Source organism: Roseicyclus sp. (assembly GCF_052168335.1).
Taxonomy (GTDB): Bacteria; Pseudomonadota; Alphaproteobacteria; order Rhodobacterales; family Rhodobacteraceae; genus Roseibacterium.
Genome location: NZ_JBQLZP010000462.1, coordinates 1 through 11,723, shown reverse-complemented (window position 1 = coordinate 11,723; position 11,723 = coordinate 1). Strand labels below are relative to the sequence as shown.

At 72.9% G+C, this 11,723-nt stretch carries 10 protein-coding genes; 2 read left to right on the top strand and 8 right to left on the bottom strand.

What is annotated here, in order from left to right; all coding sequences use genetic code 11:
- Positions 1-923 (bottom strand): MATE family efflux transporter (locus ACTS11_RS14350; protein WP_442640985.1); only part of this gene is annotated, 923 nt, incomplete at its 3' end.
- A gap of 190 nt (positions 924-1,113) precedes the next feature.
- Between ACTS11_RS14350 and ACTS11_RS14345 the strand changes: the two genes are divergently transcribed.
- On the top strand, positions 1,114-2,679 hold the full coding sequence (locus ACTS11_RS14345; protein ID WP_442640984.1) for a phospholipase D family protein: 1,566 nt from the start codon (positions 1,114-1,116) through the stop codon (positions 2,677-2,679).
- 816 nt (positions 2,680-3,495) lie between these two features.
- Here ACTS11_RS14345 and ACTS11_RS14340 read toward each other — a convergent pair.
- On the bottom strand, positions 3,496-3,825 hold the full coding sequence (locus ACTS11_RS14340) for a hypothetical protein (RefSeq protein WP_442640983.1): 330 nt from the start codon (positions 3,823-3,825) through the stop codon (positions 3,496-3,498).
- 132 nt (positions 3,826-3,957) lie between these two features.
- On the opposite strand from ACTS11_RS14340, the gene ACTS11_RS14335 reads away from it, so the two are divergent.
- Complete coding sequence (locus ACTS11_RS14335; RefSeq protein WP_442640982.1) at positions 3,958-4,536, top strand: HdeD family acid-resistance protein; 579 nt, start codon at positions 3,958-3,960, stop codon at positions 4,534-4,536.
- A 10-nt stretch (positions 4,537-4,546) separates the two neighbouring features.
- Here ACTS11_RS14335 and ACTS11_RS14330 read toward each other — a convergent pair whose 3' ends face one another.
- From ACTS11_RS14330 to coxB, 6 genes are read right to left on the bottom strand one after another with little or no spacing between them, the layout of a single operon-like run.
- The gene (locus ACTS11_RS14330) at positions 4,547-4,993 is read right to left on the bottom strand and encodes a c-type cytochrome (RefSeq protein WP_442640981.1); all 447 of its coding nucleotides are present in this window, start codon (positions 4,991-4,993) and stop codon (positions 4,547-4,549) included.
- Complete coding sequence (locus tag ACTS11_RS14325) at positions 4,990-6,609, bottom strand: flavin monoamine oxidase family protein (protein ID WP_442640980.1); 1,620 nt, start codon at positions 6,607-6,609, stop codon at positions 4,990-4,992. Before ACTS11_RS14325 ends, ACTS11_RS14330 begins: the two co-directional genes overlap by 4 nt.
- 33 nt (positions 6,610-6,642) lie before the next feature.
- The gene (locus ACTS11_RS14320) at positions 6,643-7,362 is read right to left on the bottom strand and encodes a cytochrome c oxidase assembly protein (protein WP_442640979.1); all 720 of its coding nucleotides are present in this window, start codon (positions 7,360-7,362) and stop codon (positions 6,643-6,645) included.
- 17 nt (positions 7,363-7,379) lie between these two features.
- The gene (locus ACTS11_RS14315; protein WP_442640978.1) at positions 7,380-7,709 is read right to left on the bottom strand and encodes a hypothetical protein; all 330 of its coding nucleotides are present in this window, start codon (positions 7,707-7,709) and stop codon (positions 7,380-7,382) included.
- Positions 7,706-10,225: a cytochrome c oxidase subunit I gene (gene ctaD, locus ACTS11_RS14310; protein WP_442640977.1), complete on the bottom strand. Its 2,520-nt coding sequence runs from the start codon at positions 10,223-10,225 to the stop codon at positions 7,706-7,708. Before ctaD ends, ACTS11_RS14315 begins: the two co-directional genes overlap by 4 nt.
- Positions 10,222-11,178, bottom strand: coding sequence for a cytochrome c oxidase subunit II (coxB, locus tag ACTS11_RS14305; RefSeq protein WP_442640986.1), 957 nt, complete (start codon positions 11,176-11,178; stop codon positions 10,222-10,224). Before coxB ends, ctaD begins: the two co-directional genes overlap by 4 nt.
- Between the last annotated feature and the right edge of the window lie 545 nt (positions 11,179-11,723).

The following is an 11,723-nucleotide window of genomic DNA, read 5'->3' as shown; positions in this document are numbered from 1 at the left end:
CCCCAGGCCTGGCCCACCACGGGCGCGAGGCCCGAGGCCAGCGCGAAGAAGGGCACGAGGGCGACGGACTGGATGCGCGCCGCCGCGCCGAAGCCGCCGACCGCCGCCTCGCCCAGCGTCGCGACCGCCGCCGTCACCAGCGCCATGCCCGCGGGGTTCACCGCGCGCGATCCGGCGGCGGGCAGGCCGATGGCGACGATGCGGCGCACGGAGGTCAGCGCGCCGCGGAGGGGGCGCGGCCCGGAGGCGAGGCGCCCGGCACGCAGCGCGAGCGCCAGGACGAGCGCGCCCGCGACGAGCCGGTCCGCGAGCGTCGCGATGCCCGCCCCGGCCATGCCCATCGGCGCGAGCGGCCCCGCGCCGAAGACGAGCGCGGGCGTCAGCGCGACGTTCAGCACCGCCGTCAGCACCATGATCGCGGCGGGCGTCGTGCCGTTCCCGGCCGCGCGGAAGCCCGCGTTCAGGATCATCGTGGCGACGAGGACGGGAAAGCTCGCCGCCCACCAGGGCACGTAGTCCATGACGCGGTCCTGCACCGCGCCCTCCGCGCCGAGGAGCGGGAACAGGAGCGGCGAGACGGCGTGGAACCCCGCGCCCCCCGCGAGGCCGACGAGAAGGCCGAAGCCCGTGGCGTGGAGGGCGAGGCGGCCGACCTCGCGGTCCTCCGCGCCGCGCCCCATCGCCTGCGAGAGCACCGCGTTCGCGCCTGCCGAAAGGCCGATGGCGAAGGCGCTGATCGCGACGATGACGGGATAGACGAAGCCGATGGCGGCGAGCTCGGCCCGGCCCACGCGGGCGAGGAAGAAGGCGTCGGCCAGCCCCACGGCGAGGACGCCGAGGATGCCCACCGCCATCGGCGCGCCCACGCGCAGGAGCTGGCGGGCGACGGGGCCCTCGGTGAGGTCGGTGTCGTGGCGCTGCATGGATGTCCCCCCGGGGCGCGGTCGCGGCAAGACCCCGACAACGCGCGGGCGCGGGCGCGGGTTCCCGGCCGTCCGCGTGGGTCCGGCGGAACTTCGCGGCGCGGCGCCTGTTGTTCCGACGTTCGGACCCGCACCCCGGGCACGCCCGAGCCCGGGAACGCCCGAGAAAGCCCGAGAAAGGATGCCCGCCATGCTCCAGCCCACGGAGGAGAGCCCCGCCCCCGACGGGCGCACCCGCGTCCTGATCACCGCGGCCGAGGCCTATCCCGAGCTGGAGCGCGCCTTCCTCGCGGCCGAGCGCGAGATCTGGGGCGGCTTCCGGGTGTTCGATCTCTGGTCGAGGCTCCGCTCCGAGGAGGGGCGCGCGATCGGCGAGACCTGGTTCGACCTCGTGGTCCACACGCTGAGGCGCGGCGTGCGGATCAACATGGCGATCTCGGACTTCGACCCGATCATGGCGCCCGCGCTGCACGGGGAGACGTGGAAGTCGATGAAGGCCTTCCTGACGGCCTGCGAGTTCGCGGGGCCGGATGCGCCGCTGACGGTCGTGGCGGCCGCGCATCCCGCGCGCGTCGGGCGGCCGCACCGCGTGCTGTTCTGGCCCTGGGTGCGGCGGCGGCTGAAGGACGCCGTGGACGACCTGAACGCCGAGGAGCCCGACCGGCGCGAGCAGCGCCTCGAGCACCTGCCGGGGCTGAGGCGGCACATCGTCCGCAACCCCGACGGCACGCTCCGCGCGAAGTGGTGGCCGCCCGCCGATCTCCTGCCGGTGACGCATCACCAGAAGATCGCCGTCTTCGACCGCAAGTATCTCTATGTCGGCGGGCTGGACGTGGTCGAGCGGCGCTACGACGACCCCGACCACCGCAGGCGGCGCGACGAGACCTGGCACGACGTGCAGGTGATGATCCGCGACCGCCCCGAGGTGGACGAGGCGCAGACCCATCTGGAGAGCTTCCTCGCGGTGACGAACGGGCAGATGCCGCCCGTGGCCGAGACGCGGCTCCTGACGACGCTGTCGCGCAAGCGGCGGGTGACGACGCCCTTCATCGGGCCCAGGCCGCTGCGCTCCTCGATCGCCGACGCGCACCATGCGCGCATCCGCGACGCCAAGCGCCTGATCTACCTGGAGACGCAGTTCTTCCGCGACACCGGGATCTCGAAGGCGCTGTGCCGTGCGGCGCAGGCGAACCCCGAGCTCGGCCTCGTGCTCGTCCTGCCGGGCGCGCCCGAGGACGTGGCCTTCGACGGGTCGACCTCGACCGACGCGCGCTATGGCGAGTACCTCCAGGCGAAGGCCATCGCGCGGGTGCAGGAGGCCTTCGGGCCGCGCGTGGCGATCTGCTCGCCGGTGCGGCCGGTGGCGAAGGACACCGGGGAGCGCGACTGCCTCGCGGGCTCGCCCATCGTCTACGTCCACGCCAAGGTCTCGATCTTCGACGCCCGGAGCGCCATCGTCTCCTCGGCGAACCTCAACGGGCGGAGCATGTGCTGGGACACCGAGGCGGGGGTGGAGTTCGACGAGCCGCACCTCGTCCGCCACCTCCTCCACCGCGCGCTCGGGCACTGGCTGGGCGAGGAGCCGGGGGAGGCGTTCCTCGATCCCGCCCGCACGGTGACCGCGATAAGGCAGCGGGCGGAGGACAACCTGAAGGCCCGGCCCGAGGACCGGCGCGGCTTCCTCGTGCCGCACGACCCCAGGCCCGCGCGGGAGTTCGGCCGCTGGGTGCCGCTGATCAGCCAGGCGATGGTCTGAGGGGCGGCGCGGGGGCAAGGTTGACGGAGCCGGCCGCCGTCGTGTGCCTCGGAAGGCCCGCGATGGTCCCGAGCGAAGGAGCGTTGGAGGCGGCCCTGCACGGCCCCACGGGCGTCCCGGCGCGGGGCGGTGCACACGGGTTCGGCGATGGCAGGGGATCGGGCGCGGATGCCGGTCTTCGGGGCGGGCGCGGGTGCCGGTCCTCACGGCACGTAGCCCCGCAGGTTCCGGCGCTGCCGGGTGCTGTCGGCGCGGCGAAGGACAAGGGGCGCGCTCGCGCCCAACCTCCAAGCGCATTCCGGCGGGGCCGGGGAAGGGGCCGGGGACGGGGCCGGGGACGGGGCCGGCTGCTCGCGGAGCACTTCCGTGCGTGTTCCGGCGGGGCGGCGGTGGGACGGGCGCTCGCGGAGCGCTTACGCGCGTGTTTCGGTCTGGCAGGGGGACGGGCGCTCGCGGAGCGCTTACGCGCGTGTTCCGGTCTGGCAGGGGGACGGGCGCTCGCGCAGCGCTTCCACGCGTGTTCCGGTCTGGCAGGGGGGCGGGCGCTCGCGGAGCGCTTACGCGCGTGTTCCGGTCTGGCAGGGGGGCGGGCGCTCGCGGAGCGCTTCCACGCGTGTTCCGGTCTGGCAGGGGGGCGGGCGCTCGTTTCGATCCTCCGTGCGTGTTCCGGCGGGGCGGGGGGCGTGGCGCGTGGGCGGCGGGGGGACGGCGCCGGGCGCGCACGGCCTTCTGCGGGTCGCCGCGCGCTTCAAGCTGGCCGCACCGCGCGCCTCCATCGGTGGGCCGCACTCGGGGGCTCCGCGAAGATTCGGGACGTCAGGCCCGCTCGAGCCGGTCCTTCATGCGTTCGGCCCAGGCGCGGCCCTCGTCGCCGCCCCAGAGGAGCCAGGCGATGTAGCCCGGCGAGGGGTCCTCGTCGTTGCCGAAGTTCGCGGCGCGGCGGTCGACCTCGTGGCGGCGGAAGTAGGACACCATGCGTGCGATCGTGCGCTCGGAGAGCGTGCGGCGGTTCTGGAGGTCGCGGGCGCGCGCGACGCCGACCTGCGTGCCGCCCCGGTCGAACTTGCGGCGCAGTTCCAGCCCCTTCTCGGCGGCCTCCGCGACAGGTTCGGGCGGGGTGAGGTCGATGTCGTCCTTCGCGGTCATGTCGGAACTCCGGTGGGGTTCGGGGGTCAACGATCGCACCGGGTGGCGGTTCCGGCCGGGGAACCCGGGGGAACACAGGGGAACAAAGGGGAACAAGGTGCGGGCGCGCGCGGTTTCCCGGAGGAGACAGACATGGAGGACGGCATGACGGACGATACCGACCGGGGGGCTTACGAGGCGGGCCGCGAGGTGCGCGGGCAGCGCTGGCTCCTGTTCCTGGTGGGCGGCGTCTCGATCCTCGCGGGCGCGCTCGCGATCTTCCTGCCCTTCATCGCGACGGTGACGGCCGCCTTCGTGGCCGGCGCGGCGCTGGTCATCAGCGGCGTCTTCGGCCTCTTCGCGGCGTTCCGGCGGAGCGAGGGCTGGGAGATGGCCTCGGCCTTCGCGCTCTCGCTGCTGGCGCTGGCGGCGGGGGTGCTGATCTTCCTCGAGCCGGTGGCGGGCATCTTCGCGCTGACGACGCTGGTGATCGCCTGGTTCGGGGCGATCGGCCTGCTCAGGATCTGGTACGGGGCGCGGGCGCTGGGCGAGGGCGGCGGCTGGATGATCGCGATGGGGGTGCTGGCCGTGGCGGTGGCGCTGCTGCTGTGGTTCGGGCTGCCGTTCAGCGCGACCTGGGTGCTGGGCGTGCTCCTCGGGATCGACCTGCTCCTCTGGGGGAGCCTCCTCCTCGCCTTCGCGCTCAGGCTCGGGCGGCGGCCTGAGGTCTGAAACCTGAGGGTCACTCGGACGGCGGCGCCTCGCGCAGGTCCTCGACGTCGGCGGCGGTCAGGTCGGTCTCCCAGTCGTTGCCGAGGTTCGACTGGATGTAGGTCACGATCTCGACCACCTGCGCGTTCGACAGCCAGTCGCCGAAGGACGGCATCGCCGCCATGCCGTTGACGATGATCCAGGCGGGATAGCGGCTGCCCTCCAGCATCGGGTTGCCGGCGAGCGGCGGGTAGACGCCCGCGCCGACCGCGCCGGTGCCCTGCGGCTGGTGGCAGCCCGCGCAGACGGTGAGGTAGAGCGCCTCGCCGTCTTCCTGGAGGAAACGCTCGGTGCTGGCGCCGAGGGCGTCGGCGCCGTATTCCGGGGACCGGCTCGGCTGCCGGTCGCCGCTGTCGGTCTGCGCCCCGGCGGGAGCCGCGAGGAGCGCGACGAGAAGGGCGGTCTTCGGGGTGGTCATTGCGAACCTCCGCCTTGCGTGGAGTAGAGCCCGCTCGCCGCGACCTCGTGGAGCCTGCGGATCGCGTCGAGGGAGGAGAGGATCGAGCCCTCCTGCCAGCCGGGGATGTGGCTCAGGTGCTCGCCCGCGCAGACGATGCGGCGGTCGACCTGCGCCGCCGCCCGGTAGGCCTCGCCGCGCTCGCTCCAGTTGGAGTAGCAGCCGAGCATCCAGGGCACGCGGTGCCAGGAGACGGCGACGCCGCTCGTGAACTCGTCGGCGATCTCGGGGTGGATGATCGCGGCGTTGGCCAGCACGTTCTCCAGCCGCTCCTCGGGGGGCATGGAGTTGTAGGCGTAGGTCTGCGGGCCGTAGACGTAGCCCGCCAGCAGCACGCCCGGCCCGTCGGAATGCATCTCGTTCGAGGGGTAGGAGATCTGGTCGATGGGCAGGTCGGTATAGGTGATCCCGCCGTAGATCGCGTGGTCCCGCTCCCAGAAGCGGCGGCGCATCTCGAGGCCCGCCTTGAACGCCTCGTGGTAATGCAGCTCGCGCATCGCCTGCCGCATGTCGGCGGAGACGTCCATCTCGATCTGGCTGAGGATGGTGAAGGGGATGGTGCAGACGCACCAGTCGGCGGTCGCGCGCTCGGTCCCGCCGCCCTCGCGCGGGGAATACTCGACCGTCACGCCGCCCGAATCCTGCATGATCCGGCTGACGCGCGCGTTGTAGGTGATGAGGTCGCCCACCTCGCGCTCGAAGGCGTGGGCGATCTCCTCCATGCCGCCGACGGGCTGGAACATGGGCGCGTGATGGCGGTAGGTGGTGTGGTTGCGGAGGTGCCGCCAGAAGCCCGAGCGCACGATGTCGCCGAGCTCGATCGGCTGCGAGGGCTCGGGCATGTAGTCGAGCCCGCCGCCCGGCGCTCCGTTCTCGGGATAGCCGCGATACTCGGCGGTATCGAGGCTTTCGGTATAGCGGTACTGGCTGTCGAGGACGCCGAAGGACTTGAGCGACTCGAGCAGCATCTCCCTGTCCTCCTGCCCGACGAGCTGGTCGAGCGCGCCCTCGTTCACCGTCTTCGACAGCATCTCCGTCACGCCGCCCACGTAGTCGGCCCAGACCCTGTGATAGCGCTGCTTCTCGCCGCCGAAGGCCTCGGTCGAGTGGAGGTAGGCGTTCTGGTTCTCCTGCACGAAGACCTCGAGCTGCACGCCGAGGCGGTTGCAGTAGTCGATCACCGCGCGGTGGTGGTGCGGGATGCGCCAGGGTCCGATGTTGATGTACTGGCCTTGCGCGAACTCGCAGGTCTGGGTGTAGCCGCCCATCTCCTCGACGGTGTCGCCCTGCTTCAGCGTCCAGCAGCGGCCGCCGGCGCGGTCCTGGTATTCGAGGATCTGCACCTCGTAGCCCGCGCGCCGCATCTCGTAGGCGGCGACCATGCCGGCGAGGCCCGCGCCGAGGATCAGCACCTTCGATCCCTCGGGCGCGCCTTCCAGTTGCGGCGGCCCTTCGTAGGGGCTGGGCAGGCTGTGGCCCATCGTGGTCATCGCGCCGAGCATCGCCGAGGCGCCGCCCGCCACGCCGATGAGCCTCAGGAGGTCGCGCCGGGTCAGGCCGAGGGGATCGTCTTGCATCTGCGCGGTCTCCTGTTCCGGGGGGCTTGGCGATCAACGCGGGCGTCGCGCGTGGGGTTCCTGCGGCGCATCGGCGAGGAAGCGGGCGGCGAGCGTGGCGACGGTGGCCAGGAAGAGCGCGCCGCCGCCCACCCACATGAGCGCGCCCGCAAGCTGCTGGTCGGCCAGCGGCGAGAGGCCGAAGGGCGCGGTCGTGGCGAGGTGCCAGTCGTGCCAGGCCGTCGGCGCCAGCGTCACGAGCGTCGCGTAGAGCGTGAGCTGCGCCCCGGTCAGCGCGGCGGCGGCGGGCGCGCGCTCGGGCCGGGCGCGCATGGCGGCGAAGAGGAGCGTGGCCGAGGCGAAGAGGCTGAGGTGCATCGCCCAGTAGGCGAGGTCGGATTGCAGGGTGGCGGCGTAGGGCGCGGGCGCGTGCCAGGTCCAGAACAGGACGGCGAAGACGCACGCGAGCGGCAGCGCGGGCCAGCGGACCGCCGGCAGCGCCGAGGCGAGGAGGGGGGCGGCGAGCAGCGTCAGGAGGACGTGCTGGCCCACCCGCGCCGAGAAGAGCGCCATCGAGGCCGCGCAGAGCGGCGAGACGAAGAGCAGGACGACGAGGCCCCAGGCCGCGAGGAAGCGGCCCCGGTGCATCGCGACGGAGAGCCCCGCGAGGAGCGCGAGCGCCAGCCCGCCGAGGAGGATCGGGTCGAGTGTCCAGCGGCTCCAGAGCTCGGAGGGCAGGGGCGGGGCGCCGCAGAAGGGGATGTAGGTCTCCATGGCGGTCTCCCTATGGGTCAGCCGGTGCAGCCCGGCAGGATCGCGATGGGCCAGACATTGGCGAGGATCGCGAGAAGCGAGATGAGCGCCGACCACCACGCCGCCTGTTCGAGCGCGCGGTCGGCCCCCTCGGCGCGGCGGAGGCCCCGCCCCGCCAGGACGAGGAGCGCGAGCATTCCGATGGCCCCGGCGGCGGTCAGGAGCGCGACGGTCGCGGCCAGCGTCCCGGGCGCCATCAGCGCGCGGGGCGCGCAGGCCGCCGAGATCAGCGCGTAGACGAGGCTGAAGTGGAGCGCCCAGGCGAGAAGCGGCGCGGCGGCGCGCAGGAGGGTCCGCGTCCCGCTCATGGCCAGCCCCCGAGCGCCAGGAGCGCCGCCCCGGTCAGCGCGGCCATGGTGCCCGTCGCCTTGCAGAAGCTCGCCAGCAGGAGGTCGGGGAGCGTCTGGCCCGGCCGCACCGCGCCGACCGCCTTGCGCGCCGCGTTGAAGAGGCCCCAGTAGAGGACGACGAAGAGGTGCGTCGCGACGAAGACGCCCACTGCCCAGAGGACGGCGCCGAAGGCGGTCGCGAAGGGGTCGATGGGCGCGAGCGCGGTCCACAGGAGCGCGCCGATCGCCAGCGCGGCGAGCGCGATGAGCCCGTCCAGCACGGCGGCGAGCCCGAGGCTGCCGCGCGCCGCCGTCCGGTGCGTGACGACCGCCGCGACGGCGAGGACGAGGCCGCCCGCGACGGCGAGGAGCGCGGGCAGGCTGCCGGGCCGCGCCGTCTCGGCCGCGAAGGCGGGCTCGGTGTTCCAGAGGTAGAGCGCCGCGAAGACCAGCGAGACGTAGAGCGCGAAGCCGATGAGGATGGTCCCGACCGTGCCGACATGGAGGTGCGTGCCGTGGCGCGGCAGGTTCACCGGCAGGCGCAGGTCGTCGAGCCCGGTGTCGCGCGCGCCCCCGCTGTCGGAGGGCTCCCACATCCAGCCGGTGATCCCGGCGAGCGCCACGAGGGCGCCGACGGCCACCAGCCAGTAGACCGAGGCGAGCGTCGCCCCGAACATGAGCGCGAGGCCGAAGGCCGAGATCAGCGGGAACCACGTCGGGTGCGGCAGGCGCAGGATCTGCAGGGGCTCGCCCGTCACGATGTCGCAGCCCATGGTCTCGCGGCGGTGGTCGGGATAGCGGCGGAGCGCGCCCGCGACCTCGGCCGGGGGGCGGTCGGTCAGCTCGGGCTGGTCCCACAGCGGCTCGCGCGAGCGGACGGGCGGGATGGCGCGGAAGTTGTAGCCGGGCGGGCGCGGCGGGTAGAGCCATTCGAGCGTCCCCGCCCCCCAGGGGTTGCGGCCCGCTTCCGGCCCGCTCCGCTGGTGGCGGAAGAAGTCCCAGATGAAGAGCGCGACGCCCACGGCGATCATGTAGGCGCCGATGGAGGACAGCATGTTGAGCCGGTCCCAGCCGATCCCCTCGGGATAGGTCGCGATGCGGCGCGGCATCCCCCGCATCCCCGTCAGGTGCATCATGAAGAAGGTGAGGTTGAAGCCCGCGAAGATGAGCCAGAAGACCCAGGCCCCCAGCCGCTCGGACATCATGCGGCCGGTGAAGGTCGGCACCCAGTAGTAGAGCGCGCCGAACATCGGGAAGACGAAGCCGCCGAAGAGCACGTAGTGGAGGTGGGCGACGACGAAATGCGTGTCGTGGGCCTGGAGGTTGAAGGGCACCGAGGCGAGCATCACGCCGGTCAGCCCCCCGAGCACGAAGACGAAGAGGAAGCCGAGCACGAAGAGCATCGGCACCGTCAGGCGCGGGCGGCCCTGGCTGAGCGTCGCGATGAAGCAGAAGATCTGCACGCCCGTCGGCACCGCCACCATCGTCGAGGCCGCCGAGAACAGCGTCAGCGACATCTCCGGCAGGCCGGTCGCGAACATGTGGTGCGCCCAGAGCCCGAAGCTGAGGAAGGCCATCGTCGCCACCGCCGCCACCGCGTAGCCGTAGCCGAAGAGCGGCTTGCCCACGAAGGTCGGCAGCATCGTCGCCACCATGCCCGCCGCCGGCAGGAAGATGATGTAGACCTCCGGGTGGCCGAAGAGCCAGAATAGGTGCTGCCACAGGAGTGGCGAGCCGCCGAAGGCGGGGTCGAAGAAGGGCAGGCCGAGGAGCCGCTCGGATTCCAGCAGGATCGACCCGATGATGAGCGGCGGGAAGGCCACCGCGATCATGAAGGCGGTGGCGAGGAAGTACCACATCAGGATCGGCATCCGCGACAGGCGCATCCCCGGCGCGCGGGAGCAGAGGATCGCGGCGATGATCTCGACGGCCGCCGTGACGCTCGCGACCTCGGCCAGCGTGATCCCGATGAGCCAGAAGTCGGGGGCGAGGCCCGGGGAATACTCGCCGGTGGAGAGCGGCGTGTACATGAACCAGCCGCCCGCGGGCGCGGCGTCGAACAGGAAGGACGACAGCACGATGAGCCCGCCGAAGAGGTAGCAGAAGTAGCCGAAGGCCCCGAGCCGCGGAAACACGAGGTCGCGCGCCCCGATCATCAGCGGGATGAGGTAGACCGCGAACCCCTCGAGCATGGGGATCGCGAAGAGGAACATCATGATCGTCCCGTGCATCGTGAAGACCTGGTTGTAGGTCTCGCTGTCGAGGAACGTGTTCTCGGGCACGATGAGCTGGGTGCGCACCAGCAGCGCGAGGAACCCCGCGATCAGGAAGAAGATGAATCCGGTGACGAGGAAGCGCTTGCCCACGACGCGGTGGGAGACGGAGGAGATCACCTTGAGGCCCGGGGGCTGGGCCCAGATCTCCTCGAAATCCTTGCCGGGCTCGCCCTTGGGCGCGCGGTCGTAGGCGGCGCTCTGCGGTGTCGTCTCGGTCATCGGAGGCTCACGAGCCAGGCCGAGAGGTTGCGCAGCTCGGGCCCGGAGAGGTGGTTGTAGGAGGGCATCTGCGCGCCCGGCTTCATGTCCTGCACGTCGGCGATCCAGCCCGCGACGTTGCCCTGGTTCATCCGCCACATGCCCGCCCCGAGCGAGGGCCGCGCGCCGAGCCGGGTGAGGTCCGGCCCGAGGCGTCCGCCCTCGGCGACGCCGCGGATCTCGTGGCAGGCGGGGCAGCCCTCGCGGATGAAGGTCTCGCGCCCGTCGAGGAGCGAGGGCCGGGCGGCGTCCCGGGCCTCGCCCCGCGTGGTCTCGAGCCAGGCGTCGAAGTCCTCGGCCGGCAGGACCGTCACCTCGAAGGCCATCAGAGGATGGGACAGGCCGCAGAACTCGGCGCACTGGCCCCGGAAGCGGCCGGTCTCGGTCGCCGTGACGGTCAGGACGTTGGTGCGGCCGGGGATCATGTCCATCTTGCCCGCGATCGAGGGCACCCAGAAGGAATGGATCACGTCCGCCGTCGTCAGGCGCAGCGTGACGGCGCGGCCCTCGGGCAGGACCAGCTCGTTGGCGTCGCGGAGCGCGAGGCCCTCGGGGTCGTAGACCACGTCCCACCAGAACTGGTGGCCTGTCACGTCGACGATCAGCGCGTCGGGGTCCTCGCGCGTCGTGGCGACGAGGGCGGCGGTGGAGAAGACGAGGACCGCGACGATGGCGACGAGCGGCAGGACGATGCCGCCCGCCCAGATCCACCAGGGCCGCGCCGGGTGGCGGCGGAGCCAGGCGAGGAGGACGAAGGCCATCACGAGCACGAAGACCGCCCCGAAGGCCCAGGTCATCCAGACGGTGAGCGGGTAGACCTCCGCCGCGCCGAGGCCCGCGGGGTCGAGCGTCGACTGCGAGCCGAAGAGGTCGAGCGCGGAGGGCCAGTCGGCGATGTCGAGGACGGCCTCCATCACGCAGGCCCTCGGGTGAGGGGACGGGAGGCTGCGGGCCGCACCTCGGCCCCGGCGGGGCGCCCGCACGCGGGCGTCGATCGGGTGCCGGAGATGCCGATGACCGGGGAGCCGCCGAGGCGGGAGGGCGCGGGCGCCCCCGGGATGTCGTGCGCGCAGAGGGCAGGGGCGACGGGGAGGACGCTCTCCATCACGTGCTTCCGGCTGGACCGGGACCGGCTATGCCGTCCCGCGCCTTGCCCGCGACGGGGGGCGCGGGCTGGGAACCGGGCACCCCGTGCGGCTGCCGGGAGCGGCGCTCCGGTGGCGTTTGCCGGGAGGCGAAGGGGTCGTGCGGCGGGTGTGCGGAGGGTGACGGGGGCGTTGGGCATCCGCGCCCTGGGGGCGTTTGCCAGGAGCCCGAGGTGCGGCTGGGAGAGCCTGCTGGGGGTGGTAACGGGGGCGCTGGACACCACGCGCCGCCGGGCGTGAGGGGACAGGCTTCGCCATTCCGCGCCTTGCCCGCGACGGGGGGCGCGGGCTGGGAACCGGGCACCCCGTGCGGC